Origin of the sequence: Burkholderia sp. COPS, from assembly GCF_019425585.1 — a bacterium.
In the GTDB taxonomy this organism is placed as follows: Bacteria; Pseudomonadota; Gammaproteobacteria; order Burkholderiales; family Burkholderiaceae; genus Burkholderia; species Burkholderia cepacia.
On sequence record NZ_WIXR01000016.1, the window covers coordinates 202,234 to 227,203 of the forward strand.

Annotated in this window: 25 protein-coding genes; 12 read left to right on the forward strand and 13 right to left on the reverse strand. The window is 69.0% G+C overall.

All coding sequences use genetic code 11. The features are described 5' to 3' along the window. Nucleotides 1–26: 26 nt before the first annotated feature. Entirely contained in the window at nucleotides 27–983 is a 957-nt protein-coding gene (locus FOZ70_RS15915; protein ID WP_027787919.1) for a LysR family transcriptional regulator, read from the reverse strand. 188 nt (nucleotides 984–1,171) lie between these two features. On the opposite strand from FOZ70_RS15915, the gene FOZ70_RS15920 reads away from it, so the two are divergent. From FOZ70_RS15920 to FOZ70_RS15935, 4 genes are all read left to right on the forward strand, one after another. After that, nucleotides 1,172–2,482, forward strand: a complete 1,311-nt coding sequence (locus FOZ70_RS15920) for an MFS transporter (protein WP_021159544.1) — start codon at nucleotides 1,172–1,174, stop codon at nucleotides 2,480–2,482. 31 nt (nucleotides 2,483–2,513) lie between these two features. Then, a complete protein-coding gene (locus FOZ70_RS15925) occupies nucleotides 2,514–3,785 on the forward strand; it encodes a Zn-dependent hydrolase (RefSeq protein ID WP_060221633.1) in 1,272 nt (423 codons plus the stop codon). Between the two features lie 49 nt (nucleotides 3,786–3,834). Beyond that, nucleotides 3,835–4,857 (forward strand): histone deacetylase family protein, encoded by a 1,023-nt coding sequence (locus FOZ70_RS15930; RefSeq protein ID WP_219706224.1) that lies wholly within the window; start codon nucleotides 3,835–3,837, stop codon nucleotides 4,855–4,857. A 105-nt stretch (nucleotides 4,858–4,962) separates the two neighbouring features. Next, nucleotides 4,963–5,262 carry a hypothetical protein gene (locus FOZ70_RS15935; protein WP_155642114.1) on the forward strand — a complete coding sequence of 100 codons (300 nt, stop codon included), beginning with the start codon at nucleotides 4,963–4,965 and terminating at the stop codon, nucleotides 5,260–5,262. Between the two features lie 32 nt (nucleotides 5,263–5,294). Here FOZ70_RS15935 and FOZ70_RS15940 read toward each other — a convergent pair whose 3' ends face one another. Genes FOZ70_RS15940 through FOZ70_RS15955 form a run of 4 tightly spaced genes read right to left on the reverse strand, consistent with a single transcriptional unit; the run spans nucleotide 5,295 to nucleotide 9,878 of the window. Continuing rightward, nucleotides 5,295–6,257 carry a spore coat U domain-containing protein gene (locus FOZ70_RS15940; protein ID WP_219706225.1) on the reverse strand — a complete coding sequence of 321 codons (963 nt, stop codon included), beginning with the start codon at nucleotides 6,255–6,257 and terminating at the stop codon, nucleotides 5,295–5,297. After that, nucleotides 6,254–8,599: a fimbria/pilus outer membrane usher protein gene (locus FOZ70_RS15945; RefSeq protein WP_258025633.1), complete on the reverse strand. Its 2,346-nt coding sequence runs from the start codon at nucleotides 8,597–8,599 to the stop codon at nucleotides 6,254–6,256. The genes FOZ70_RS15940 and FOZ70_RS15945 overlap by 4 nt, the downstream gene beginning before the upstream one ends. 46 nt (nucleotides 8,600–8,645) lie before the next feature. Beyond that, nucleotides 8,646–9,365: a molecular chaperone gene (locus tag FOZ70_RS15950; protein WP_048023676.1), complete on the reverse strand. Its 720-nt coding sequence runs from the start codon at nucleotides 9,363–9,365 to the stop codon at nucleotides 8,646–8,648. A gap of 15 nt (nucleotides 9,366–9,380) precedes the next feature. Further along, a complete protein-coding gene (locus FOZ70_RS15955; protein WP_059486695.1) occupies nucleotides 9,381–9,878 on the reverse strand; it encodes a spore coat U domain-containing protein in 498 nt (165 codons plus the stop codon). 256 nt (nucleotides 9,879–10,134) lie between these two features. On the opposite strand from FOZ70_RS15955, the gene FOZ70_RS15960 reads away from it, so the two are divergent. Continuing rightward, nucleotides 10,135–10,362 carry a hypothetical protein gene (locus FOZ70_RS15960; RefSeq protein WP_219706227.1) on the forward strand — a complete coding sequence of 76 codons (228 nt, stop codon included), beginning with the start codon at nucleotides 10,135–10,137 and terminating at the stop codon, nucleotides 10,360–10,362. 96 nt (nucleotides 10,363–10,458) lie between these two features. Here FOZ70_RS15960 and FOZ70_RS15965 read toward each other — a convergent pair whose 3' ends face one another. Together FOZ70_RS15965 and FOZ70_RS15970 are read right to left on the reverse strand one after the other, a co-directional pair. Then, entirely contained in the window at nucleotides 10,459–11,664 is a 1,206-nt protein-coding gene (locus FOZ70_RS15965) for an MFS transporter (RefSeq protein WP_091922273.1), read from the reverse strand. 743 nt (nucleotides 11,665–12,407) lie between these two features. Continuing rightward, on the reverse strand, nucleotides 12,408–13,319 hold the full coding sequence (locus FOZ70_RS15970) for a LysR family transcriptional regulator (RefSeq protein ID WP_219706228.1): 912 nt from the start codon (nucleotides 13,317–13,319) through the stop codon (nucleotides 12,408–12,410). Nucleotides 13,320–13,498: 179 nt separating this feature from the next. Here FOZ70_RS15970 and FOZ70_RS15975 point away from each other — a divergent pair, with 179 nt between their 5' ends. Continuing rightward, nucleotides 13,499–14,419, forward strand: coding sequence for a pyridoxal-phosphate dependent enzyme (locus FOZ70_RS15975; protein WP_021164262.1), 921 nt, complete (start codon nucleotides 13,499–13,501; stop codon nucleotides 14,417–14,419). 189 nt (nucleotides 14,420–14,608) lie between these two features. Here FOZ70_RS15975 and FOZ70_RS15980 read toward each other — a convergent pair whose 3' ends face one another. Beyond that, complete coding sequence (locus FOZ70_RS15980; RefSeq protein ID WP_219706229.1) at nucleotides 14,609–15,886, reverse strand: DUF2242 domain-containing protein; 1,278 nt, start codon at nucleotides 15,884–15,886, stop codon at nucleotides 14,609–14,611. Nucleotides 15,887–16,001: 115 nt separating this feature from the next. Beyond that, the gene (locus tag FOZ70_RS15985) at nucleotides 16,002–16,895 is read right to left on the reverse strand and encodes a LysR family transcriptional regulator (RefSeq protein ID WP_059554891.1); all 894 of its coding nucleotides are present in this window, start codon (nucleotides 16,893–16,895) and stop codon (nucleotides 16,002–16,004) included. A gap of 108 nt (nucleotides 16,896–17,003) precedes the next feature. Between FOZ70_RS15985 and FOZ70_RS15990 the strand changes: the two genes are divergently transcribed. After that, nucleotides 17,004–17,759 carry a TerC family protein gene (locus FOZ70_RS15990; RefSeq protein WP_193094995.1) on the forward strand — a complete coding sequence of 252 codons (756 nt, stop codon included), beginning with the start codon at nucleotides 17,004–17,006 and terminating at the stop codon, nucleotides 17,757–17,759. Nucleotides 17,760–17,855: 96 nt separating this feature from the next. Continuing rightward, nucleotides 17,856–18,191 (forward strand): zf-TFIIB domain-containing protein, encoded by a 336-nt coding sequence (locus FOZ70_RS15995; protein ID WP_219706230.1) that lies wholly within the window; start codon nucleotides 17,856–17,858, stop codon nucleotides 18,189–18,191. A gap of 94 nt (nucleotides 18,192–18,285) precedes the next feature. Here the strand turns inward: FOZ70_RS15995 and FOZ70_RS16000 are convergent, their stop codons facing one another. Beyond that, nucleotides 18,286–18,696: an Hsp20/alpha crystallin family protein gene (locus FOZ70_RS16000; protein WP_193094997.1), complete on the reverse strand. Its 411-nt coding sequence runs from the start codon at nucleotides 18,694–18,696 to the stop codon at nucleotides 18,286–18,288. A gap of 16 nt (nucleotides 18,697–18,712) precedes the next feature. Beyond that, nucleotides 18,713–19,153, reverse strand: coding sequence for an Hsp20/alpha crystallin family protein (locus FOZ70_RS16005; protein ID WP_021162690.1), 441 nt, complete (start codon nucleotides 19,151–19,153; stop codon nucleotides 18,713–18,715). Between the two features lie 247 nt (nucleotides 19,154–19,400). Between FOZ70_RS16005 and FOZ70_RS16010 the strand changes: the two genes are divergently transcribed. Then, nucleotides 19,401–20,318, forward strand: a complete 918-nt coding sequence (locus FOZ70_RS16010) for a 3-hydroxyacyl-CoA dehydrogenase NAD-binding domain-containing protein (RefSeq protein ID WP_219706231.1) — start codon at nucleotides 19,401–19,403, stop codon at nucleotides 20,316–20,318. 69 nt (nucleotides 20,319–20,387) lie between these two features. Here FOZ70_RS16010 and FOZ70_RS16015 read toward each other — a convergent pair whose 3' ends face one another. Together FOZ70_RS16015 and FOZ70_RS16020 are read right to left on the reverse strand one after the other, a co-directional pair. Then, nucleotides 20,388–20,666, reverse strand: a complete 279-nt coding sequence (locus tag FOZ70_RS16015) for a DUF4148 domain-containing protein (RefSeq protein WP_048025418.1) — start codon at nucleotides 20,664–20,666, stop codon at nucleotides 20,388–20,390. 170 nt (nucleotides 20,667–20,836) lie between these two features. Then, on the reverse strand, nucleotides 20,837–21,685 hold the full coding sequence (locus FOZ70_RS16020; protein WP_021162693.1) for a LysR substrate-binding domain-containing protein: 849 nt from the start codon (nucleotides 21,683–21,685) through the stop codon (nucleotides 20,837–20,839). A 328-nt stretch (nucleotides 21,686–22,013) separates the two neighbouring features. On the opposite strand from FOZ70_RS16020, the gene madL reads away from it, so the two are divergent. From madL to mdcA, 3 genes are all read left to right on the forward strand, one after another. Beyond that, entirely contained in the window at nucleotides 22,014–22,409 is a 396-nt protein-coding gene (gene madL, locus FOZ70_RS16025) for a malonate transporter subunit MadL (protein WP_021162694.1), read from the forward strand. An 11-nt stretch (nucleotides 22,410–22,420) separates the two neighbouring features. Continuing rightward, nucleotides 22,421–23,188 (forward strand): malonate transporter subunit MadM, encoded by a 768-nt coding sequence (gene madM, locus FOZ70_RS16030; protein ID WP_021162695.1) that lies wholly within the window; start codon nucleotides 22,421–22,423, stop codon nucleotides 23,186–23,188. A 134-nt stretch (nucleotides 23,189–23,322) separates the two neighbouring features. Further along, on the forward strand, nucleotides 23,323–24,969 hold the full coding sequence (gene mdcA / locus FOZ70_RS16035; RefSeq protein ID WP_219706232.1) for a malonate decarboxylase subunit alpha: 1,647 nt from the start codon (nucleotides 23,323–23,325) through the stop codon (nucleotides 24,967–24,969). Nucleotide 24,970: the final 1 nt, after the last annotated feature.

A 24,970-nucleotide genomic window follows, 5' to 3' on the forward strand; every position in this document is an offset into this window, starting at 1 on the left:
CGCTTTCCTCCGGCGCGCTCGCGCCGTTACTTCCCCAGCCGCTCCGCAAGCGAATGGCGCTGCATGCAGCGCTCCATCGCGTCGAGAAACGCGTGCTCGGCCGCGTTCATCTTGCGATCGCGATGCCACAGCAGGAACACGTCGACGTCGACGAGCCCTTCGTCGGGCGGCAGCCGCCACAGTCGCTGCTGGGCGATGTCGTCGCGCACGATGTGTTCGGGCAGGCAGCCGATCCCGTAACCCGCGAAGATCAGCCGCCGCACTTCCTCGAGGCTCGGCGACGATGCGACGATACGCCCCGTGAAACCCTTCTGGTCGCGAAACACGGTGAGCGGCGACAGGCTGTCGCCGATCTGGTCGCTCGTGAACGACACGAAATTCTCGGCGAGCAGATCGTCCATGCGCAGTTGTGTCTGCCCGAATAGCCGGTGATGGCGGCCGCAGTAGATCGCATAACGCTGGCGCAGGAAGCAGCGCATCTCCAGCTTGTCGTGCGGCGTGCGGCACAGGCCGAGCCCGGCCGTGGCGGTTTTCTGCAGCAGCGAAGAAAGGATGTCCGACGAGCGCATCACCTCGATCTGCAGGTCGATGCGCGGATACGCGCGATGGAATTCCGCGAGGAATTCGTCGTAGACGGGCGACTCGATGCGGCTCACCGTTAGCAGCCGGATCGAGCCGGTCAGGTCGGCCGTGCTGTCGTCGATTTCGGTCTCGAGGCGCGAGATGCCGCCGTAGATGTCGCTCGCGATCCGGTACACGGCTTCGCCCGCCGGCGTCGTCGCGAAGTGCGTGCCGCGCCGCTCGATCAGCTTGCGTTCGAGCGTGTCCTCGAGCCGCCGCAATGCCTGGCTCACGGCCGGCTGCGTCACGTGCAGGCGCGCGGCCGCGCGGCTCACGCTGCGCTCCTGCACGATGACGAGGTAGGTGCGCAACAGGTTCCAGTCGAGACGGTCGTTCAGGAACGGGGCGAGGTCGGGGCGCATCGGGTCTCCGGGCGAGGCGTCGGGCGGGCATTAGTTGAATTTATACGGCGAATAATAACTTGAAATTTGACTAATGATTTGCGGTCGCCGATAAAGGAGGGGCGCCGCAGCGTGCGGCGCAAGGCCGCGACAGACGGCCGTCCACGATATTGCGTGTCGCGCCGCAGCGGCGCGCGTCAGGAGCCCGCATGACCCAGTCCCTTCCTTCCGCCCGCCAGCCGGGACGCGCCGCGACGGCCGCGTTCATCGGCACGATGATCGAGTGGTACGACTTCTACATCTACGCGACCGCCGCCGCGCTCGTGTTCGGCGAACTCTACTTCCCGTCGCATGACCGCTTCGTCAGCACGATGGCGTCGTTCGCGACGTTCGCGGTCGGCTTCTTCGCGCGGCCGCTCGGCGGCGTGATCTTCGGGCACCTCGGCGATCGCATCGGCCGCAAGAAGGCGCTGATGACGACGCTGATGATGATGGGCGTCGCGACCGTCTGCGTCGGGCTGCTGCCCGATTATTCGACGGTCGGCCTGCTCGCGCCGGTGCTGCTCGTCGCGCTGCGCGTGGTGCAGGGGATCGCGGTCGGCGGCGAATGGGGCGGCGCGGTGCTGATGGCGGGCGAGCATGCGCCGCAGGGGCGCCGCACGTTCTTCGCGTCGTTCGCGCAGCTCGGCAGCCCGGCCGGGCTGATCCTGTCGCTGATCGCGTTCCGCGCGGTCACGTCGATGGACAAGGCGGACTTCCTCGCGTGGGGCTGGCGCCTGCCGTTTCTCGCGAGTTCGGTGCTGCTCGTGGTCGGCATCCTGATCCGGCTCGGCGTGAACGAGTCGCCGGAATTCGCGCGCGTGAAGGAAACCAACCGCACGGTGAAGCTGCCGGTTGCGGAAGTGTTCCGCTCGGCGTCGGGGCTCGTGTTCCTTTGCATCGGCGCGAACACGATCGGCATCGCGGGCGTCTATTTCACGAATACGTTCATGATCGCGTACACGACGCAGTACGTCGGCGTCTCGCGATCGCTGATCCTCGACAGCCTGTTCGCGGTCGCGATCATCCAGTTCTTCGCGCAGCCGGTCGCCGCGTGGATCGCCGAGCGCATCGGCGGCGCGCGCTTCCTGAAACTCGCGGCGCTGCTCGCGATGCTGTCGCCGTATCCGATGTTCATGCTCGTGCAGGGCGGCACGTCCGCGTCGCTGATTGCCGGCATCGCGCTCGCGGTGGTCTGCATGGCCGGCTTCTATTCGGTGATCGCGGGTTTCGTGAGCGACGTGTTTCCTGCGCACGTGCGCTATTCGGCGATCTCGCTGGCTTACCAGATCTGCGGCGCGATCGCGGGCGGGCTGACGCCGCTCGTCGGCACATGGCTCGCGCATCGCTTCGCGGGCCAGTGGTGGCCGCTCGCGGTGTTCTACACGTGCCTGGCCGGCGTCTCGCTGCTCTCCATCGTCGCGATCGACGCACGCCGCGCCGCGCGGCCGGCCGCCGCCGAAGCGCTCGGCTCGCAGTGACCCTCAACGAACGAATTCATCCGGAGTGCACATGAAAGACCTGCTGGAAATCGACGGCGCCCGCTTGTGGCAGAGCCTGGCGGACATGGCGCGCGTCGGCGCGACGCCTCGCGGCGGCGTGCGGCGCCTGGCGCTCACCGACGACGATCGTCGCGGGCGCGACCTGTTCGCGCAGTGGTGCCGCGACGCGGGGATGACGGTGAGCGTCGACGCGGTCGGCAACCTGTTCGCGCGGCGCGACGGCGTCGATCCGCAGGCCGCGCCGGTGCTGATCGGCAGTCATCTCGATACGCAGCCCGAAGGCGGCCGGTTCGACGGCGTGTACGGCGTGCTCGCCGCGCTCGAGCTCGTGCGCACGCTGAACGACGCAGGCATCGCGACCGGCAAGCCGCTGGAAATCGTGTCGTGGACCAACGAGGAGGGCGCGCGCTTCGCGCCGGCGATGCTCGGCTCGGCTGTGTTCACGGGCGCGTTGCCGCTCGACGATGCGCTCGCGAAGCAGGACGCCGACGGCATCACGCTCGGCGCGGCACTGGACGCCTGCGGTTATCGCGGCGCACGCGCGACGGGCGGCGCGGTCGACGCGTACTTCGAAGCGCATATCGAACAGGGCCCGGTGCTGGAGGCCAACGGTACGACGATCGGCATCGTCACGGGCGGGCAGGCGATCCGCTGGCTCGACGTGACGGTGACGGGCGTGGCCGCGCATGCGGGCACGACACCGATGCCGTATCGCAAGGACGCGTATTTCGCGAGCGCGCAGATGGCGCTCGAACTCGAACGGATCGTCGCCGGTCATGCGCCGTGCGGGCTCGCGACGATCGGGCAGGTCGGCATCCGCAACGCGTCGCGCAACACCATTGCCGGCGACGTGACGTTCACGGTCGACCTCCGTCATCACGACGATGCGCAAGTCGACGCGATGGAGCGCGAACTGCGCGATGCGTGCGCACGTGTCGCCGCGGCGCGCGGCGTGCAGGTCGCGATCGACACCTGCTGGCGCAGCCCAGCGACGCCGTTCGATCGCGACTGCGTCGAGTTGGCCGCGCAGGCGGCTGCGGCGTTCGGCTATACGAACGAGCGGATCGTCAGCGGCGCCGGGCACGACGCGATCCTGCTCGCGCGCCGCGTTCCGACCGCGATGGTGTTCATCCCGTGCGTCGACGGCCTGTCGCACAACGAAGCCGAGGACGCCCTGCCTGCCGACGTGACGCGCGGCACGAACGTGCTCCTTCATGCGGTGCTCGCACGCGCCGGTGTCGCGGCGAGCGTTGCCGCGGCGGCCGCCACGCAGGATGCGTGACACCGCGAACCAATCGATCGACAGACAGAACAACCGACGAGGGCAAACGATGAACACCTATTTCCATCCCGAGCAGCTGCTGCACCATCCGCGCAGCTACCTGTCGCGCGGCCGGATGCGCGAGCCGCAGGAAGTGCCCGAGCGCGCGGCGCGGCTCGTCGCGGCCGTCCGGTCGCTCGACTTCGACGTACGCGAGCCGGCTGACCGCGGCACCGCGCCGATCGCGGCCGTGCACGACGTGAACTACCTGCGCTTTCTGGAAGAAGCGCACCGCGACTGGAAGCGGATGCCCGACGACTGGGGCGACGAAGTGATGTCGAACGTGTTCGTGCGGGACCCGAACCCGCTGCGCGGCGTGCTCGCGAAGGCCGCGCGCTATCTCGCCGACGGCAGTTGCCCGGTCGGTGCGAACACGTGGCGCGCCGCGTACTGGTCCGCGCAGAGTGCGCTGGCGGCTGCGGCCGACGTCAACGACGGCGCACGCGACGCGTACGCACTGTGCCGGCCGCCCGGCCATCACGCGCGCCGCGACGCGGCCGGCGGCTTCTGCTACCTGAACAATGCGGCGATCGCCGCGCAGTCGCTGCTCGGCCGCCATCGCCGGGTCGCGATCCTCGACACCGACATGCATCACGGGCAGGGCGTGCAGGAGATCTTCTACGGCCGCGACGACGTGCTGTACGTGTCGATCCACGGCGACCCGACCAACTTCTACCCGGTCGTCGCGGGTTACGAGGAAGAGACGGGCGCGGGCGCCGGCGACGGTTTCAACCTCAACCTGCCGATGCCGCACGGCGCGCCCGAGTCGGCGTTCTTCGAGCGGCTTGACGACGCGCTGCGCGCGCTCGCGCGGTTCCAGCCCGATGCGCTCGTGCTCGCGCTCGGCTTCGATATCTACAAGGACGATCCGCAATCGCAGGTTGCCGTCACGACCAACGGTTTCGGCCGGCTCGGCGGGGCCATCGGCGCACTCGGGTTGCCGACGGTGATCGTGCAGGAAGGCGGTTATCACCTCGAAAGCCTCGACGCCAACGCGCGTGCGTTCTTCGGCGGGTTCGCCGCCGCGCGCTGACCGGCGCGGCGAGGCTCGACCGCATGCGTGCGGATTGAGGTTTTCCGCGCGCATGCCGATAATTCGCGCATCTGCCTGGATGGATGCATGAAGGAGGGCCGCACGATGACAGCCGGCCAGATCACACGCGGTGCGATCGCGCTCGCCGCGCTCGCCGCACTGGGCGCAGGGTCGCTCGCGCGCGCGGCGGAACCGTCGATTCCGCTGCGAGTCAGTCTCGTCATTCCGGAAACCTGCACGATCGACACCGGCGCGCCGCAGGCGGCTGCCGATGCCGGCATGCCGAGCGTCAGCTGCATGCACGGCACGCCGTTCGTGCTCAGCCACGCGGCGCTGCCCGATGCGCGCCCGGCGCCGCGCGGCATCGGCACGGGCGCGCCGTCCGCATGGACCGTCACGTTCTGAACGGCGCGCCCGCCCGTTCATGCCGTTGAACACTAGAAACTGATCGTCGCGGTGATCGTGTCGCTGTAGCTGCCGGGCGCGGGCGTGGTCTGCGCCGGCACCGCGCCGTACACGGTCACGACCTGCGCCGTGCCCGTGCCGACGCCCGTGACCGTCGCGCTGCCGCCCGTGCCGTCGCCCCATCCGATCGAGTGCGCGGCGTCCGTATACAGCCCGTAAGCGATCGTCCCGCCACCACCGCTGCGCTTCATCTGGCGCGCCGTCACGTCGCCGCTGCTGCCGCTGCTCAGCGCGATTTTCCACGCGTCGCCGTTGGTGCATTGCGCGGTGATCGTCCCCGTTGCCGCGAGCGTGCCCGACAGGATGCTCGCGGTGCCGAAGCTCACGTTGGTCGCGTTGATGTTGCAGTTGTTGATGACGTCCGCCGTCGCGCCGAACGGGAAGGTGCCGCTCGACGTCGTCAGCGATGCGCAGGTCGGCGCGACGAGCAGGTAGAACCCGGTGTTGATCGATGTCGTGTTGCCGCCGAACTGCTGCGAATAGGTCGTGGTGCTGTTGCCGGTCGTCGGCACGGTCGGCTGGTTTCCGGTGATCTGTCCGTACACGGTGACCGTCGCGGACGCGCTCGTCCCGAGCGCGGGTTTGGCGAGCGTGACGGACGCCGGTGTCGTGCCGGAATACACGGAGCCCCACGCGACCGAATGTCCGCCGTCGAGATAGAGGTCGTACTGCATCGCGTTCGTGCCGTTGACGAGGCTGCGCGGGCTCGTGCCGCCGAGGTTCAGGCACACGAGCACGTTCGGCACCAGCGAGACGGCCGACCACGTGCAGGTGACGCTGACGGTGCCGGTCGCGGTGACCGGCGCGTTGGAGATCGGGCTGACCGATCCGAAACTGACCGTCGACGCCGTGGCCGTGCAGGACTCGGCCCGCGCGTGATGCGGCACGCCGCACCACGCGGCGAACGCGATGACGAGCAGCAGCGCGAGCCTCATGGCGCCGCCCGGCAGGTGAGGGGCCCGAGGGTCGGCAGCGTGCCGTCGCCGGGCGCGGTGAACGCGAATTCCGTGATGCAGCGCTGCGTGCCGGAGTCGATCACGAGGTGGTTGTCCTCCTTCAGCCCGTCGATGAACGTGAGCCCGTCGTAGCCGACGATCGTATCCGCGCCGCTTTCGGCGTGGTGCACGCGCGCGCCGGCCGGCAGCGGCCGGCCCTCGGCGTCGCGCAGGATCACCGACGCCGCGCGATAGCGCGACACGCCGAAATGCGCGACGACACCCGATTGCGCCTGCGGCACGACCGTCATCGACGTGCGGGCGATCCGCGCATCGGCAGGCAGCTTCATCGAGTCGATCGCGATCTGGTTGTTCTGGTACGCGTTCAGGTCGGGCACGAGCAGGTGCCCCGCGCGGTCGGTCGTGCCGATCACGCGGTTCTCGTGCAGCACCGGAATGCCCGCGACGCCGTCGGTCGACACGAGCGCGAAGCCGTCGTCGATGCGGCGCGACACCTGCAGGCTGCTGTCCATGAACACGAGCGCGCCGCTCACGTCGAGCGACGCGCCGGTCTGCCGGTCGATCTGCTGCGCGGCCGCGATGACTTCGCCCGCGTGGCCGAGATACCGCAGTTGCGCCTGCCGGTAGGGCACCGCGCCCGTGCCGCCCGTCTGCATGCCCCAGCCCCAGCCGCCGCCGTAGTCGGGCGGGCGGCTCGCGTCGACGGTGTAGTTCGACTGGCCGCGCTGGCGGCCGACGGTCGTGTTGATCGACGTGTTGCGGCCGAGCCCGATGTTCAGCGAGACGAACGCGCCGTTCGCACCCTGCTGCGCGAAGTCGCGGTACGCGCTCACGCTCAGCGACGCGAGATCGCCGAAACCCAGCGTATACGACACCGTGCCGATCCGCGTGCCCGGGCCTTGCGGCATCCGGAAGCCGATATAGCTCAGCGACAGGGTCTGGCGGTGCATGAACGGCAGCGCGAGCGTCGCCTGGTCGGTCGCCGCCGGCGCCGTCGCGCCGTCGCGCGATGCCAGGTCGCCGTAGCGGCCGAACGCGCGGATCGTCTGCGCGTTGATCGAGAAGCGCGGCTCGATCAGCTGGTAGCCCACGCTCACCTGCGTGCCCGGAAAGCGGCCGGCGCTGCCCGCGACCGCGCCGCTCACGACGCCCGCGTAGCCGAGCCGCAGCAGCGCGCCGACGCCGGCGTTGAGCACGCCGCCGGTCGCTTCCGCATGCCCCTCGACGGTCAGCACGTCGGTGACGCCGCGCCGCATCGAGCCGCTGGCGGCCGGCCGTGCGTCGTAGTCGAACGACTGCAGCCCGTAGTGGCGGCGCAGGAAGCCGGCTTCGAACGAATAGCTCGACAGCCCGGCGGACAGCATGCGTGTATCGACGTAGAGCGGCACGGAGGTCGCGACGGTGCGGCCGAGCGCGTCGCGCGTGATGACGGTCGCCTGGCCGGCCCCCCTGATGCCCGGCACGTCATGGATGAGGAACGGGCCGCTCGGCACGTTGCCGGTGTACTGGCGCACGTTGTTGATGTACAGGTCGACGGCCGACGGGACGGCGGCGGAGCCCGCGAGCGACGGGATCGGGAACGTGACGAGATCGGGGCGCAGCGCGAAGTTGCTGCGCCACTGGAAGCCGCCGATGCGCACCGAGCGCGTCCACGCGAGCGACCCCGAGATCGTGTCGCCGATCTGTGTCGTGCTTGGCCGCGCCGGGTCCGAGCGGCTCCATGACGTATCGAAGCGCGTGTAGCGCCGCTGGCCGTTGTAGAAGGTCGCGGCGCCCGTCGTGTCGAACACGCCGCCCGGATCGAAGTAGCGCACGTCGGTGTAGAGCGAGTACTGCCGGTCGCCGATCGTCTGCGCGTACGCCTCGTAGTTGATCGCGACGCCGCGCGACGCGCTGGCCGCCTGCGTGGGCGGCAACGCACGGCTGTCGACCGCGTACGGCCGGCGCAGCGAGTCGGGCATCTGCAGGTCGACGCTCTGGCGTGCCGCGTCGTAGCGGTAGCGCAGGCCGGGGATCGCGTCGAGGTCGACCGTCGCCGCGTCGGCGAGGCCGAGCCGGTCGGTGGCAACGCCGATCGTGCGCAGGTCGGCGCCGCTCGCCGACAGGTGGCCGTCGCGTTCGCGGAAGTGCGCGAGCAGCGTCGTGTTTTCGCCGTTGACGCTGACTTCGAGGATCACGTCGTGCGTGCCGTCGGTCATCACGAGCACCGGGAGTTCGTCAGCGCGCACCGGGCCGAATGCGAGCAGGCCGCCGGCCACGACGGCCGCGAGCACGGCGCGCGGCAAGCGGCGCGGCGCTCCGCGTCCATTGGCCGGGGCCATGCCGGCGCGTGGCGAAGGGGGAGAGGCCGGGCGGCGCACCGGCGGTCTAGCCCGGCGGCTCCACCGCGACGACCGCACTGGCCGGCTGCGAATTGACGGCCGCCCGCACCGTGACCTTGCCGCCGAGCGCGACGCCGGCCGGCAGCGGCACGCTCCACTGGCCGGTTCGGCCCGCGAGCGCGTAGCCGAGCAGCCCGCGCGTGAGCGGGTACGCGCGCCCGTCGCCGGTCACGAGTTCGACCGACGCGAGTTGCGCGCGCCGCGTGCCGCCGTTGTGCACGCGCAGCACCCAGCCGCCGTTGCTGCGCAGGAGCGCCCAGTCGAGCTGCGGCGCGCCGCTGGCGGCCGGCTCGACGAACACCGGAATCGAATAGCGCAGCCGGATCGACACGCCGTTGGCCGGTGCCTCGCCGGGCTGCGGCAACTCGTCGATCAGCAGCCGGTAGGTCTGCTCGGTACCGGCCGGCGTACGCGAAGCGCGCACGACGCGGATCAGCTGCTCGGCCTGCTTGCCGACCTCGATCAGCGGCGGGCTGGCGAGCAGATCCTGGGTGGGCGTCAACGCATCCTCGCCATTGGCCTGATCCCAGCGGAACACGCGCACCTGCCCGTACACCGGGCGCTCGCCCGGATTGCGGAGCGTGATGCCGGTGGCCGTGTCGTCGGCGCCGAATTCGATCGTGACGGGGGAAATCTGCAGCGACGCGGCGTGCGCGGCGCCGGCCGCGCACAGCAGCGCGGCGAGCGTTCGACGTAATGCGGACATGGGAAGCAGCGCCGGTCAGAAGTAGGCGGTTGCGGTGATGGTCGTCTGATAAGTGTCCGGCTTCGGCGTGGCTTGCGTGGGCACCTGGCCGTAGACGGTGAAGGACTGTGCGGACCCCGTGCCGGTGCCGGCCACGGTGTCCGTGCCTTGCGTGTTGCCCCAGATCGTCGTCCGTCCGGCGTCCTGGTAGAGCTGGAAGCCGACCGTTGTCGTCGTGTTGCCGGTCGCCGTGCCGGCCATCAGCCGGCTCGCGACGGTCGACCCCGTGACCAGGCCCGCGTCGAGACCGACGTTGTACGGCGTCGTGTTGGTGCAGGTGACGCTCAAGGTCGTCTGCTGGTTGATCGCGGCGGACAGCACGCCGTTCGTGCCGAAGGCCAGCGGGTTCGCCGTGATCGTGCAGTTCGGTTGCAGCGTGAGCGTGACGTTGAAGGTGGCGGTCGACGTGCCGTTCGAATAGATGGCGGCGTCTGCGGCGGGCGTTGAAAGGCCGACTGACAGCGCGAGCGACAATGTGGTGGATACGATGGCGACTTTCACGCAGATCCCTCATCGATCGAATTTTCGTTGGATTTATGCCGCGTTTCGCAGGCCACGGTATCGCAGATGCTGATACGAACCGGCAATTCTTTCAATATTAAAATTGGCTCTGTTTCATTTTGTTACATCTGGATTGGGCGTTGAGTAAATAAAGTCGGGAAGCATTGCGATTTGTGATTTCAATGCGCGAATTGAATGAAATATTTTTCCGCGATGTAGCAAGTACTTCATGAATCATGCCGGATTCGGCCGTGATTTTTGCCTGAGCGGGCGGGGTGAATCAGCCTGTACGGAATGGTTGATTGATGAATCTGGCGGAATTGAGAGAATGAAGAATGAATCATTCAAGGGGATTGGGTTGATTTCGGCAATTCGCAAGAGAATTTTATTCTTGTCGAAACGGGATTCGCGGATATTCCGGATATTCGGGCTTGAAGATCGAATGAAGTGGAATTGACGGTTGAAAACGAACGCGGCCGCATCGAGCGGCCGCGAACGTGTTCCGGTGCGGGGGGTAATCCGGCATTCGTCGCCGGTGGACGGCGTGTCGCGATTACGAATTCGCGGCGGCCGGTGCGCGGCGCTGTTGCGCGATCTGCAGGAAGACGAGCGCGAGGCCGGCCGCGGCGATCAGCCCGCCGACGAGCGGCACGGCCGCATACCCGAAGCCCGCCGAGATCGCCGCGCCGCCGGCGGCCGCGCCGAGTGCGTTGCCGAGGTTGAACGCGCCGATGTTGACGGCCGACGCAAGGCCCGGCGCCTCGTGGGCCGCCCGCATCACGCGCATCTGCAGCGGCGGCACGACCGCGAACGTCGCGATGCCCCACACGAGCAGCGTGACGGCGGCGCCGGCATGCGTGCTGGCGAGCACCGGGAACGCGACCATCGTTGCGATCAGCAGCAGCAGGAAACCGATCAGCGTACCGTCGAGCGAGCGGTCGGCCAGACGCCCGCCCGCGATGTTGCCGATCGAGAAGCCGACGCCGATCAGCACCAGCATCGCGGTCACGAAGCCGGGCGTGGCGCCGGTCAGGTGCTCGAGCGTCGGCGCGACATACGTGTAGAGCGTGAACATCGCGCCGGCGCCGAGCACGGTCGTCCCGAGCGCGCCGAGCACGACGGGGCGCGTCAGCACCGAAAGTTCGGCGCGCAGGTCGGGCATCTTGCCGGCTTCGCCCTTCGGCAGCGCGGCGAACAGCCCCGCGATCGCCACCAGGCCGAGGCCCGCGGTCGCCGCGAACGACATGCGCCAGCCGATGATCTGGCCGAGCCAGGTCGCGGCCGGCACGCCGCCGACGTTCGCGATCGTGAGACCCATGAACATCGTCGCGACCGCGCTGGCCTGCTTTTCGCGCGGCACGAGGCTGGCCGCGACCACCGAGCCGAGCCCGAAGAAGGCGCCGTGGTTGAGGCTCGTCACGAGGCGGGCGAGCAGCAGCGTCGTGTAGCCGGGCGCGAGTGCCGACAGCAGGTTGCCGATCGTGAAGATCGACATCAGCGCGATCAGCGCCGAGCGGCGCGACCAGCGCGCGAGCAGCAGCGTCATCAGCGGCGCGCCGACCATCACGCCGATCGCGTAAGCACTGATCAGCATGCCGGCTTGCGGAATCGACACGTGCACGCCGTCGGCGATCACCGGCAGCAGGCCCATCGGCGAGAACTCGGTCGTACCGATGCCGAACGCACCGGCGGCGAGTGCCAGCAGCGGCAGCGCGGCGCCGCCGCCCGGGCGGGAAGGAGAGGAAGTCGTGGGGTTCACGCGATGTGCTCCTGTAATCGGGAAACAACGGCACGGGGCCATTGAGGACAGTGCGAAGTGTGCCTGCTTCACTTTTGCGGAAAAAGCCGTATCCGGACGAAATTATCTTGATTTCATTTCAACAATGCAGCATGCAGCGAAACCGGCAGGCGGCGCGGGCGAACGAGTGGGGGGCCTTTTTTTCGAAGGCTTTTCGTAAAGATTGGCGGGTGACTCTCGACCGGGATAGCGCGATCCATGAGCGGTTCGACGCGGACAGATACCCGTTTTGCCCTTTTTCGCCCGGTGGCCCGGAAGCCGTCCGCCGCCCGTCCGGCGGCGCGGATCCGGCGGGCCGGCGAGGTGACGGCCATCGCACGGCGCGAGCGTCGCGTCACCACCGGAAACCCCTAGCAGACAAGGCGTGCAGGCAAAAAAAGCCCCGGCCACAGGGGGACCGTGACCGGGGCAGAAACGCATCCTCTCTTTGGCACGAGGGTTGGATGCGCGCGAAGTATATTTCGACGCGTGACAATTCGAACCGGCGTTAAACGGCCGTTTTGGGTGTCAATTTAAAAACACCGGCGCTGCGGCGTCTCCCGTCGGCGTTTTGAAAGATGTTTAGCGCAAGGGATACGGATGATTAGTACGTCAGGCCGGTCGAACCGGCGTTTTGACGGAGGGGCGTCCGGTCGTGGATCGACGGGGCGAATTCGGCTGCGCGGATCGTAGGGCGGACGCGTCTTCGGTCGAACCGCGCCCGGTCAGTTCGCTTCGCCGGCCGCATCGCGCACGGCCGCCAGAAACCGCGCGACGACGGGCGACGGCGGTACGGCGGCGCCGTCGAACACGAACTCGATGTCGAAGCGGCTCGCGAGTTCGTCTAGCGCGACGAGCCTGACCGTGTGCGGGCAGGTCGGCGACGCGCTTTCCGGCACGAATGCACAGCCCATTCCGGCCGCGACGAGGCCGATCAGCGTCGGGATGTCGCTGCCGACCTGCGCGATGCGCGGCGTGAAGCCGGCCTGCCGGCACTGCGCCATCAGGAACCAGTGATGCGCGGCGGAGCGCTGCGCGTCGAACCACACGAACGGCTCGTTCGCGACGTCGGCCAGCGTGCGCGGCGCGGTGAAGTGTCCGCCCGGCGGCGCGGGCATCGCCAGCACGAAGCGGTCGCTCAGCAATCGTACGCCGGACAGGTGCGGCGCCTCGTCGCGGCGCCACGCCATGATGCCGCCGTCGAGCTGGCCGCGCACCAGCGCGTTCGCCTGTTCGGCCGACAGCATCGGCGCGATCGACAGCTTGACGTCCGGGCAGGCATCGCGAAACGCCCTGAGGACGTTCGCGACGACGGGCAACGGCAGGCAGTTCGGCAACGCGCCGAGCCGTAGTTCGCCCAGCTGGCCGGCCGCGCTGCGCAGCGCACGCTCACGGCTGTCCTGCAAGGTCGCGAGCAGGCCGGTCGCGTCCTGCAGGAAGCTCGTGCCGGCCGCCGTGAGCGTGACGCCCGTTGTGCGGCGGATCAGCAGCGGCGTGCCGATCGCGTCCTCGAGTTCGCGGATCTGCCGCGACAGCGCGGGCTGGACGATGCCGGCCGCACGGGCGCCCGCCATCACGCTGCCGGCTTGTGCGACGGCGACGAAGTAGCGCAGGTGACGCAATTCGATCTGGCGCATGCGGTATCCGTTCCGGTTCGTTGATATACCCGTGAAGCATAGCAAGTGCCATGCAATGGTATTGGAAAGCATGAAGAGCCTGCCGTACGATGGTCGTCATCGCCGCTCGCCCTCGCGCGTCGCGTGCGCTTCTTCCGCGAGTTTCTTCCGTTCGCTCCGTTCCCATTGGTTCCGTCCCCATGCCGCTTCATATCCCGACCCCCTATATTCGCTCGCAAATCGCGTCCCGCCGGCTCGGCAGGACCATCCGGCTGAAGCTCGATGCGCTGCAGCCGTCGGGCTCGTTCAAGCTGCGCGGCATCGGTGCCGTCTGCGAAGCGCGGCACGCGGCCGGCGCGCGGCGGTTCGTGTCGTCGTCGGGCGGCAACGCGGGCATCGCGGTCGCCTATTGCGGCCGCGCACTCGGCGTGCCGGTACGCGTCGTCGTGCCGGAAAGCGCATCGGCCCGCGCCCGCGAGCTGATCCGTGTCGAGGGCGCGGAGCTGATCGTGCACGGCCCGAGCTGGGCCGAGGCGAACGCGTTCGCGCAGTCGACGCTCGGCGAGCACGATGCGTTCGTGCACCCGTTCGACGACCGCGTGCTGTGGCAGGGCCACGCGACGATGATCGACGAGATGGCGGCGGCCGGCCCGAAGCCCGACGCGGTCGTGCTCGCGGTCGGTGGCGGCGGGCTGCTGTGCGGTGTGCTCGAAGGGCTGGCGCGCAACGGCTGGCACGACGTGCCGGTGGTCGCGGCCGAAACGGAAGGCGCCGACTGCTATGCGCGCTCGCTCGCGCAGGGGCGCCCGGTCGAATTGCCGGCGATCACGAGCATCGCGACGTCGCTTGGCGCGAAGCGGCCGTGCGACGCGGCGGTCGAATGGGCGACGCGGCATGAGATTCATCCGGTCGTCGTGTCCGACGCCGACGCGGTGGCCGCGTCGCTGCGCTTCGTCGACGAACACCGGATCGTCGTCGAGCCCGCCTGCGGTGCCGCACTGGCTGCGCTCGAGCGGCCGGTGCCCGTGCTCGCGTCGGCGAAGGATATCGCCGTGATCGTCTGCGGCGGCGTGACGGCGACCGTCGAGCAGTTGCAGACGCTGCGCGCGACGTTGCGGTAGGTAACGCGGCCGTCGATCGCGGCGAACGCGCGCATTGGCGCGTAGTCCCGCCGCGAAGCGTCGTCGCCATGCCGGCTACGCAACGGACAGGCAGCCGCCAGCGTGGAAATTCATGCGAGGAACGACGGGGAAGGGTGCGTATCGTCGCGCGGCGCCGGTTATGGCCGGGCGCGGCGATACGGGGGCCGGTCAGTTTGCGGCCGGTGCGCTTGCGCCGGACGGGGCGGACGAGGCGACAGGATTGGCCGCGGCAGGCGCGGGTGCCGAGCTCGAGGGCGCCGATGCCGGTACGGCGGCCGATGCGGCGGACACGGGCGCAGGCGCGGCCGGTGCCGGTGTCGGCGTCGCAGCGGCGGGTGGGGAAGCGGCGGGCGCCGAGGCCGCTGTGGCGGGTGTCGATGCCGGACTGGAAGCGGAAACAGGCGTGGAAGCGTGCGCGGGCGCCGATGCAGGTGTGGATGCCGCCCCGGACGCTGTTGCAGGTGCCATCGCCGGTGCGGGCGTCGACGCGGTGGTTGGAGCCGGTGCAGCGCCCGAAGCCGGAACCGAAGCCGGAGCCGAAGCTGGTACCGAAGCTGGTACCGAAGCCGAAGCTGGTACCGGAGCCGAAGCTGGTACCGGAGCCGAAGCTGGTACCGGAGCCGAAGCCGGCACCGAAGCCGGTACCGCACCCGAACCCGACGCGGCCACCGGCGCGGCAGCACGCATCGCCGCCGGCGCGACTACGGCCGACGCCGCGGCCGGCACGGCATGCGCGCCCGATTCGGGGGCGACGGCCGGCAGCGAAAGCGGCACCGGCGCCGCGGGCGGCGTCGGCACGGCCGGGGTCGTCATCTTCATCGGCTCGCCCTGCGGCGTCGGCGCGGGTTCGGGCAGCGGCGTGACGGGTTCCTTCTCGGCGGCCTTGACGGTCGCGCGGTCGCGGCGGGCCGGGTCGATCTTCAGGAAATGCTCGACGAGATTGAAGAAGCGCTCATAGAACACGCCGGCGGGAATCGTCTCGCTGGCGGTCTTGACGAGCGCGTCGTCGCTCGACCCGATCGGCAGCGACAGCGAGCCGAACACGCTGAGCCCGACGCTGGCCGACGTATTCGACTTCTTCAGCGTATAACGATCCTGCACCGCGTTGACGTACGCGATGCTCGACGAGCCGTCCGCGTTCGCGTCCGCGCACACGACGTGAAACTCGATCACGACGTGCATGTCGTTGTTCGGCTGGAAATTCTTGCTGCCGTCGACTGCATCGTTGCGCGACGACGACACCACATAACCCTGGCTCAGCAGCGCGCGCCGCGCGGCCTCGCAGGCCGCGTCGGATTTCGAATGGAACGTATGCGCATACGGGCTGCTCGTCGCGTCGAACTGTTCCTGCTGGTAGATCGGCTTGGGCGGCGACGAGCACGCCGCCAGCACGGTCGCGGCCGCGAGCGCGCACGAAACGGAAAACAGGCGAAATCGGTTGTGCATGGCGTCTTTCAGAAGGCTTGGCGAGAGGCCGCGCAACGGCGGTGCCTGGATGAAGCGCGCGGCAATCTCGTAAGGCCGGGGCGCCATTATAGTTTCGTTTGATGTCGCACTCGCTTCAGTCGGCCGGCGCGCCGCGCGCCGCGTCCAGCAATTGCGACGTCAGCGGATGGTGTTCGCCGCGCCGCGAGCGGATCGCGTGGATCTCCTCGGTCACGTCGCCCGCGCGCCCGAGCCGCCGCAACCCGCGCAGCAGCGACGCATCGTTCGCGCCGAGTTCGCTCAGCGGAAACACGCCGAGGCCGCGCGCCGCGAACACGGCCATCAGCGCGCTGTCCTCGAATTCCCCGGCCACGCGGGGCACGATCCGCTCACCTTCCAGCCACCGGTCGAGGCGCGCGCGCAGCGCCGAATGCGCGGTCGGCAGCAGCACGGGCAGCTCGGCGAGGCACTGCGGAAAGTGCTCCCGCGCGGCCGGCGTGACGAGTGCCGCGGGGCCGTACCAGTCGACCGGCGACGCGACGAGCCGCTCGCTCGTCACGCGCAGGTTCGAACCGGACGGCGCGCCCTCGCCGGCCAGCACGAGATCGAGATGATGCAGCGCGAGCTCCGCGAGCAGCGCGTCGTGTTCGCCCTCGTGGCACAGCAGCCGCAGCGTGGGGGTATCCAGCACGGGTGCCAGGATCGCGTGCGCGGCAAGCTTCGAGATGCCGTCCGCGAGGCCGACCGCGAGCCGCACGGTCGGCTGGCTGGCCGCCGCGCGCACTTCGTCGGGGATCAGCCGTCCCATCTCGAAGATCGCCTCCGCGCGCGCAAACGCGGCCTGGCCGGCGTCTGTCATCGCGACGCTGCGTCCGGCCGGGCGCAGCAACTGGTGCCCGAGCGCCTTCTCGAGCTCGCGCACCTGCGCGCTGATGGTCTGCACGGCCATGTCGAGCCGCCCGGCCGCGCGCGCAAAGCCGCCTTCCTTCACGACGACCCAGAAATAGTACAGATGTCGGAAATTGAGCATCGGATCGTAATTTCGGAAAAACCGAACCAAAAATCAGATTCTCTCTGATTTTTACGAAGTTCTGGGCGGCATATCATCGGGCTTTCCACTTTCGAATCGGCCCATTTCATGGACTACCTGCTGACGCTTGCCGCCGACCCCGCCGTCTGGGCGGCGCTTCTGACGCTCGTCGTGATGGAAGTCGTGCTCGGCATCGACAACCTGATCTTCATCTCGATCCTCAGCAACAAGCTGCCCGAAGCGCAGCGCGCCCGCACGCAGCGCATCGGCATCGCGCTCGCGCTGGTGATGCGCCTCGCGCTGCTCGGCAGCGTCGCGTGGATCGCAAGCCTCACCGAACCGGTGTTCACGCTGTTCGACCATGCGTTCTCGTGGCGCGACATGATCCTGCTGTCGGGCGGCCTGTTCCTCGTGTGGAAGGCGACCACCGAGATCCATCACCACGTGTCGCACGACGGTGACGGCGCGGGCGGTGCCGGCGGCGCGGCAGGCCTGACGATGTGGGCCGCGATCGGCCAGATCGTGATGCTCGACATCGTGTTCTCGATCGACAGCATCGTGACCGCGATCGGCATGACCGAACACGTGCCGATCATGTTCGTCGCGGTGATCGTCGCCGTCTCCGTGATGCTGTTCGCCGCGCAGCCGCTCGCACGCTTCATCGAACGCAACCCGACCATCGTGATGCTCGCGCTGTCGTTCCTGGTGGTGATCGGCATGACGCTGATCGCCGAAGGTTTCGGCTCGCATGTGCCGAAGGGTTACATCTACGCGGCGATGGCGTTCTCGGCGTTCGTCGAGGGCATGAACATGCTGGCGCGGCGCGCGAAGGCGAAGCGCGCGGCACGGACGGAAGGCCGCTGAGCGGCCGCGCGCGACACCGGCTGCCGCTGAGGCGGCACCCGGCTCGCGCGTTTCATACGGCATCCAGACGAAATTCGCACGGAAAGGAGAAGCGCGATGAAATGCCCTGTCTGCAAGACGCCCGACCTGCTGATGGCCGAGCGCCAGTCGATCGAAATCGACTACTGTCCGACCTGCCGCGGCGTATGGCTCGATCGCGGCGAACTCGACAAGCTGATCGCGCGCGAGGCCGGCGACACGCCGGTGCGTCGCGACGAGACGCCCGTGCGGCACGATGCGCAAGCGCCGCGCGGCCATGATGGCGGGTGGGGGCGCGACGGCCGCGCTCACGACGACCGGGACCGGCACGATGGCCGCTCGCACGGCGATCGTTACAAGCATGACGGCCAGCGTCGCCGGAAATCGGTGTTCGACCTGTTCGACTTCGACTGACTCCGCCGATGTCGTCATGTCGTTGAAAAGCCCCGCCGGGCGCGTACCCGGCGGGGCTTTTTCACGCGTGCGGGACGACGGCACGCACCGATGCTTACGCGTTGCCGGCCGTCACGTCGATGCGGCGCGGACGCGTTTCCTCGCGGCGCGGAATCGTCAGCGTCAGCACGCCGTCGCGCAGGTTCGCGTCGATCCTCGACGTGTCGAGGTCGGGGCTCAGCATGAAGCTGCGCGCATAGCGCGTCGCGCGGATTTCGGCATGCCGCACGCGGAGGTCGGCCGGCGTATCGAGGTGCGTGTCGGCCTCGATCGTCAGCGTGTTGTCGTGCACCTTCACGTCGAGGTTCTCGCGCGGCACGCCGGGCAGGTCGGCCCGCAGCGTGACGCCGAGGTGATTCTCGACGATGTCGACGGCCGGCGTGATCGCGGGCCGGCGCGCCGCTTCGGCGGCAGCGGGGTGGACGGTGCTCGATTGGCGTTCGGCGAGGGTCGGGTTCGCATTCATGTCGGTATCCTGAGTATTATTGAACGGTGATCGCGCGCGGCTTCGATGCCTCGCGCCGGCCGACGCGAATCAGCAGGCAGCCGTTTTCGTAGCGGGCGCTGACCTGGTCGGGATCCGCGTCACGCGGCAGCTCGACGACGCGGCGGAACGCACCGTGAAAGCGCTCCTGCGCATAGGTGCGCAGGTCGTCGCCTTCTCCGCCTGGCGCCGGCTTGCGCTCGCCGCTGATCGTCAGCAGGTCCTTGTCGATCGACACGTCGAAGTCGGCCGCGGCCATGCCGGGCGCGAACGCGACGATCTCGATCGCGCTGTCGGTGGCGCCGACGTTGAGCGCGGGAAAGGCGCCGGGCCGCACCGCGCGAATGCCGGACGGGCGATCGCCGAGCAGGTTCGCCACCTGCCGCTGCACGCGGGCGAATTCGTCGAACAGGTCGCTGCCGAAATGGATACCGCTCATGTGAGTCCTCCTGAACAGGGAACGCGGGAGACGTGACGGCGCGACGCCGGCGGCGGGCGCGACGCGGGGGCTCCACTGGGTCGAAACGGGGGCAGTGCGTGGTGCGGTGCGCTGCCCGACGACGCGTAATTAGTGGCCGCCGCAGCGCATTTCAAGAGGGGATCCACAATCTGCATCAATGCAGGCCCGTGCGGTTCGATGCGACAATCGCCGCGATCTATCTGCAGACCAACGACACGGGACAACCATGGACATTCGACGCATCGCGATCGTCGGCGCCGGCGTGATCGGCGCCAGCTGGGCCGCTTTCTACCTGACGCAGGGCTTCGACGTCGTCGCGACCGATCCGGCGCCGCAAGCCGACGCGCGGCTGCGCGACGCACTGGCCGCGTTCCTCGGCGAGCGGGCCGCCGAGCTTTCCGCGCGGCTGTCGTTCGATGCCGATCTCGTGCGTGCGCTCGACGGCGTCGACTTCGTGCAGGAGAACGGCCCGGAGCGGCTCGACCTGAAGCGCGCGCTGTACCGGCAGATGGACGACGTGCTGCCCGCGCACGTGCCGATCGCGTCGAGTTCGTCGGGCCTGAAAATGTCGGACATCCAGACCGCGTGCGACAAGCATCCGGAACGTTGCCTGATTGCGCATCCGTTCAATCCGCCGCACCTGATTCCGCTCGTCGAGCTGGTCGGCGGCGAGGCTACCGGCCAGGACGTGATCGCGCGCGTGAAGGCGTTCTACGATGCGCTCGGCAAGCAGACGATCGTCCTCAACAAGGAGATGACCGGCCACGTCGCGAATCGGCTCGCCGCGGCGCTGTTCCGCGAGGTGTATCACCTCGTCGGCGAAGGCGTCGTGAGCGTTGCCGATGCGGACAAGGCCGTCGCCTGGGGGCCCGGCCTGCGCTGGGGGCTGATGGGGCAGTGCCTGACCTATCACCTCGGTGGCGGCGCGGGCGGAATCGCGCACTTCCTGGAACACCTGTCGGCGCCGATCACGAGCTGGTGGGACGACCTCGGCACGCCCTCGTTCAACCCGGACGTCGATCGCAAGCTGAACGACGAATTGCGCGCGATCCAGGGCGAGCGTTCGATGCAGGAACTGGCGGCCGAACGCGACCGCCTGCTCGTCGAGCTGATCGACGCGCGGCGCCGCAGTTTCCTGCCGTGATCGCGCCTGGGCGGAGCGTTTCGGTCGGGCCGCGATCGGTCGGACCGCGATCGGTCGGCCCGCGCTCCGCTACTGCTGCGCGGCCGTTTGCGGTGCCCGCGGCGTCTGGGCAAGCCACGACGGGCTCGCGGCCTGCACGAGTTCGCGGTTGCGTGCGCGCGTCTCGGCGCTCGGCGGGTAGTTGCCGTCGTTCGTCGGCAGTTCGCCGTCGAGATAGGCCTGCTTGAGCTGGGCGATGACTTCCGCGCGTGTCAGGCCCGGTTCGGGCGCAGCGGCATCGGTCTGGGCAAAGGCGGGGGACAGCAGGGCGGCGGCGGCGGTCGCGACGGCGAATCGCAAGACATTCATGGCGTGCTCCGATCAAGGGGACGGGACACCGGATGCGCGCGGCGGCTGCCGTGCGTTCCGATGGGGCCCATTGTCGTGAGCGGGTGCTGCGCGGACGATGACGCGTTCCGGGCAGAACGGTCAGTTGCAGACGCGGCCGGCCGCGCATGCGTGCGTCGCGCCCGGTGAGCTTACAACTCCGACGCGGCCGTGATCAGCGTGGCTTCGAGCGCGAGCGTCGATCGCGACGCGGCCGCCGGCCGGTCGATCACGTACTCGAGTTCGCCGAGCTCGGGCAGCCCCGCGTCGAGCCGCGCGAGCCCGGCCGGGATCACGTAGCCCGCGAACGCGCTGACGCCGAGCCCCGCGCTCGCGGCGGCGCGCAACACCGCGACGCTGCTGCTGACTACGGCGATCCGGTACGGCCGCCCGACGGCTTCGAGCGATTCGAGCACGCGGCGGCGCGACACGCTCGGCTCCGGATGCATCGCGAGCGGCAGCACGGTCTCGTGGCCGGTGATCCGCGAATCGGGGCCCGTGCACCAGTACAGCGGCTCGCTGCGGATCACGCGGCCGCGCCGGCTGCCCGCGATGCGCTTCGCGAACACGAGATCGTGCCGCCCTTCGTCGAGCGCGTCGAACAGGTCGCCCGACAGCCCGGTCGAGATCGCGAGCTCGACCTCCGGATTGCGCTGCACGAAGCTTGCAAGCGCGGCCGTCAGGTGCGCCGACGCGAAATCCTCCGACATCGCGAGCCGCACCTTGCCCGACAGCGGCGGCCCGCACACCGACGTGACGGCCTCGTCCATCAGTTCGAGGATGCGCACCGCGTAGCGGAACAGCGCGTCGCCGTGCTGCGACAGGTGCACGTTGCGCGTGTCGCGTTCGAACAGCGGCCGGTCGAGCAGCTCCTCGAGGCGGCGGATATGCTGGCTGACGGTCGATTGCGACAGGCTCACGCGTTCGGACGCGGCGGTGAAGCTGCCGGACTGGGCGACGGCGACGAAGCTGCGCAGCAGCTCGGGCGGTAACGGGCGCATTGCTAAATCCACTGAATCGGTTTCGACAACTTCATAAATGGCCGGATATTGCGGCGCTAGTATCGGATCACGCCTCGGTGCGTGCCCGTCACGGCGCGCACCGGATGCGTGGCCCGCGTCGTGCCGGCGGCTGCATCGGTCAGTCTAAGGCATCCGGCGTCCGGCCCGAAACCGCATCATCCCATCGACCGCCCGAGAACGCGCCCGCACGACGGGCCGCCGGGCCGCGGCGCACCGCCGCAGGAGACAAGTCCGCGCACGGGATCGGCGTGCGGGGCCGGTTCCTGCATGCGTCCGGCGCCCGTCACGAAGAGACTGGAGACGACTCATGATCATCTACGGAACCGCGCTGCTGGCGTTCTGCCACCTGGCCGGCCTGTTCCTCGGCGACCTGCTCGGCAGCGCGATCGGCGTGAAGACCAACGTCGGCGGCGTCGGCATCGCGATGCTGCTGCTGATCTGCCTGCGCCTGTGGCTGCACCGGCGCGGCTGGCTGCCGAAGGAAACCGAGGCCGGCGTCGGGTTCTGGGGCGCGATGTACATCCCCGTCGTCGTCGCGATGGCCGCGAACCAGAACGTCGTCGCCGCGCTGAAGGGCGGCCCCGTCGCGCTGCTGGCCGCCGTCGGCGCGGTCGCGATCTGCGCATGCTGCATCGCGGTACTCGTGCGCACCGGGCGCGACGACACGGCCTTCGCGGCCGTGCCGCAATTCGAAGAACAGTGACGGAGGCCGCCATGCTGCAGATGCTCGAAAAAGTCGTCGCCCACAACGGGCTCGTCGCGTCGTTCGCACTGGTCGGCCTGATCATGTGGTTGTCGTCGATCGCGTCGCGCAAGCTCACGTTCGGCCGTGTGCACGGCTCCGCGATCGCGATCGTCATCGGCCTCGTGCTCGCCTATGTCGGCGGCGCATTCACCGGTGGCGAGAAGGGGCTGGCCGACGTCAAGCTGTTCGCCGGCATCGGCCTGATGGGCGGCGCGATGCTGCGCGATTTCGCGATCGTCGCGACCGCGTTCGAAGTGCAGCCGACCGAGGCGCGCAAGGCCGGGCTCGTCGGCGTCGTGTCGCTGCTGCTCGGCACCGTGCTGCCGTTCATCGTCGGTGCGTGCATCGCGCGCGCGTTCGGCTACACCGACGCAGTCAGCATGACGACCATCGGCGCGGGCGCCGTCACCTACATCGTCGGCCCCGTGACGGGCGCGGCGATCGGCGCGAGCTCCGACGTGATCGCGCTCAGCATCGCGACGGGGCTCGTGAAGGCGATCATCGTGATGGTCGGCACGCCGGTCGCGGCCAACTTCATGGGCCTGAAGACGCCGCGTTCCGCGATGATCTTCGGTGGCCTGGCCGGCACCGTCAGCGGCGTGAGCGCGGGGCTCGCCGCGACCGACCGCCGGCTCGTGCCGTACGGCGCGCTGGTCGCGACGTTCCATACGGGCGTCGGCTGCCTGCTCGGGCCGTCGGTGCTGTTCTTCACGACGCGCGCGCTGGTCGGCGCGTAGCGCGCTGCGATGCGGCCCAAGCGTGCGGGCCGCATCCATCGCGGCGTCCTCTGAGTCGCATTCGTCAACATCATCAATCGGCGGCGGCGCCCGGCTTAGAATGCCGCTGAACCATCGAAGCGGGAGAACTGTTCATGACGGGATGGAATCACGCGCGGCAGGTGCGCGATGCACGCCTCGCGGCCGGTGCGCGTTTCGCGCAGGGCAAGCGGGTCGATGCGCGCGACGCCGTCGCGTTGCTCGAAGCGGTGCTGCGGCCCGGCGACCGCGTGTGCCTCGAAGGCGACAACCAGAAGCAGGCCGACCTGCTCGCGACGGCGCTCGCCGATGTCGACAGCGCGAAGATTCACGACCTGCACATGGTGCAGTCGGGCGTCGTGCTGCCCGAGCATCTCGACGTGTTCGAGCGCGGCATCGCGAAGCGGCTCGACTTCGCGTATTCGGGCCCGCAGTCGCAGCGCATCGCGAAGCTGCTGTTCGGCGGCAAGATCGCGCTCGGCGCGGTGCACACCTATCTCGAGCTGTTCGCGCGCTACTTCATCGATCTCACGCCGCAGGTCGCGCTGATCGCCGCGGTCAGCGCCGACGCCGACGGCAACCTGTACACCGGCCCGAACACCGAGGACACGCCGACCGTCGTCGAGGCCACCGCGTTCAAGGACGGCATCGTGATCGCGCAGGTCGACCGCATCGTCGACAAGGTGCCGCGCGTCGACATTCCCGGCGACCGCGTGCACTTCGTCGTCGAAGCGGGCCGGCCGTTCTACGTCGAGCCGCTGTTCACGCGCGACCCGGCCGCGATCACCGAGACGCAGATCCTCACCGCGATGCTCGCGATCAAGGGCATCTACGAACCTTACGGCATCAAGCGCCTGAACCACGGGATCGGCTTCAACACGGCCGCGATCGAACTGCTGCTGCCGACCTACGGCGAGAAGCTCGGGCTGAAGGGCAAGGTCTGCTCGCACTGGGCGCTCAATCCGCACCCGACGCTGATTCCCGCGATCGAATCGGGCTGGGTCGAGCAGATCCACTGCTTCGGCTCGGAAGTCGGGATGGACGACTACATCCGCGCGCGTTCCGACGTATGGTTCACGGGCTCCGACGGGTCGCTGCGCTCGAACCGCGCGTTCTGCCAGACGGCCGGCCTCTACGCGTGCGACATGTTCATCGGCTCGACGCTGCAGATCGACCTGTCCGGCCATTCGTCGACGGTCACCGCCGAGCGCATCGCCGGTTTCGGCGGCGCGCCGAACATGGGCAGCGACGCGCGCGGCCGGCGTCACCCGAGCGAGCCGTGGCTGAAGGCCGGCGCGGAAGCCGACCCCGATACGCCGGCGGCACTCAGGCGCGGCCGCAAGCTCGTCGTGCAGATCGGCGAGACGTTCGGCGACAAGAACGTGCCGATGTTCGTCGAGAAACTCGACGCGCTGAAGCTCGCCGACAAGCTGCAGCTCGACCTCGCGCCGATCATGGTCTACGGCGACGACGTCACGCACATCGTCACCGAGGAAGGGATCGCGAACCTGCTGATGTGCCGCGACAAGGACGAACGCGAGCACGCGATCCGCGGCGTCGCCGGTTATACGGAGATCGGCCGCGGCCGCGACCGGAAGATGGTCGAGCGGCTGCGCGAGCGCGGCGTGATCCGCCGTCCGGAGGATCTCGGCATCGATCCGCTGGACGCCGATCGCCGCTGGCTCGCCGCGCGTTCGATCAAGGATCTCGTGCACTGGTCGGGCGGGCTTTATGCGCCGCCGGCCCGGTTCCGCAACTGGTGAG

Bases quoted from the DNA above. Each gene is read 5' to 3' on its own strand.
- FOZ70_RS16015 (WP_048025418.1), bottom strand. From the start codon at position 20,666: ATGAATGTCTTGCGATTCGCCGTCGCGACCGCCGCCGCCGCCCTGCTG.
- FOZ70_RS15990 (WP_193094995.1), top strand. From the start codon at position 17,004: ATGGACTACCTGCTGACGCTTGCCGCCGACCCCGCCGTCTGGGCGGCG.
- FOZ70_RS15960 (WP_219706227.1), top strand. From the start codon at position 10,135: ATGAATCATGCCGGATTCGGCCGTGATTTTTGCCTGAGCGGGCGGGGT.
- madL (WP_021162694.1), top strand. From the start codon at position 22,014: ATGATCATCTACGGAACCGCGCTGCTGGCGTTCTGCCACCTGGCCGGC.
- FOZ70_RS15915 (WP_027787919.1), bottom strand. From the start codon at position 983: ATGCGCCCCGACCTCGCCCCGTTCCTGAACGACCGTCTCGACTGGAAC.
- FOZ70_RS15950 (WP_048023676.1), bottom strand. From the start codon at position 9,365: ATGTCCGCATTACGTCGAACGCTCGCCGCGCTGCTGTGCGCGGCCGGC.
- madM (WP_021162695.1), top strand. From the start codon at position 22,421: ATGCTGCAGATGCTCGAAAAAGTCGTCGCCCACAACGGGCTCGTCGCG.
- FOZ70_RS16010 (WP_219706231.1), top strand. From the start codon at position 19,401: ATGGACATTCGACGCATCGCGATCGTCGGCGCCGGCGTGATCGGCGCC.
- FOZ70_RS15920 (WP_021159544.1), top strand. From the start codon at position 1,172: ATGACCCAGTCCCTTCCTTCCGCCCGCCAGCCGGGACGCGCCGCGACG.
- FOZ70_RS15975 (WP_021164262.1), top strand. From the start codon at position 13,499: ATGCCGCTTCATATCCCGACCCCCTATATTCGCTCGCAAATCGCGTCC.
- FOZ70_RS15930 (WP_219706224.1), top strand. From the start codon at position 3,835: ATGAACACCTATTTCCATCCCGAGCAGCTGCTGCACCATCCGCGCAGC.
- FOZ70_RS15970 (WP_219706228.1), bottom strand. From the start codon at position 13,319: ATGCGCCAGATCGAATTGCGTCACCTGCGCTACTTCGTCGCCGTCGCA.
- FOZ70_RS16005 (WP_021162690.1), bottom strand. From the start codon at position 19,153: ATGAGCGGTATCCATTTCGGCAGCGACCTGTTCGACGAATTCGCCCGC.
- FOZ70_RS15945 (WP_258025633.1), bottom strand. From the start codon at position 8,599: ATGGCCCCGGCCAATGGACGCGGAGCGCCGCGCCGCTTGCCGCGCGCC.
- FOZ70_RS15980 (WP_219706229.1), bottom strand. From the start codon at position 15,886: ATGCACAACCGATTTCGCCTGTTTTCCGTTTCGTGCGCGCTCGCGGCC.
- FOZ70_RS16020 (WP_021162693.1), bottom strand. From the start codon at position 21,685: ATGCGCCCGTTACCGCCCGAGCTGCTGCGCAGCTTCGTCGCCGTCGCC.
- FOZ70_RS16000 (WP_193094997.1), bottom strand. From the start codon at position 18,696: ATGAATGCGAACCCGACCCTCGCCGAACGCCAATCGAGCACCGTCCAC.
- FOZ70_RS15935 (WP_155642114.1), top strand. From the start codon at position 4,963: ATGACAGCCGGCCAGATCACACGCGGTGCGATCGCGCTCGCCGCGCTC.
- mdcA (WP_219706232.1), top strand. From the start codon at position 23,323: ATGACGGGATGGAATCACGCGCGGCAGGTGCGCGATGCACGCCTCGCG.
- FOZ70_RS15940 (WP_219706225.1), bottom strand. From the start codon at position 6,257: ATGAGGCTCGCGCTGCTGCTCGTCATCGCGTTCGCCGCGTGGTGCGGC.
- FOZ70_RS15985 (WP_059554891.1), bottom strand. From the start codon at position 16,895: ATGCTCAATTTCCGACATCTGTACTATTTCTGGGTCGTCGTGAAGGAA.
- FOZ70_RS15995 (WP_219706230.1), top strand. From the start codon at position 17,856: ATGAAATGCCCTGTCTGCAAGACGCCCGACCTGCTGATGGCCGAGCGC.
- FOZ70_RS15925 (WP_060221633.1), top strand. From the start codon at position 2,514: ATGAAAGACCTGCTGGAAATCGACGGCGCCCGCTTGTGGCAGAGCCTG.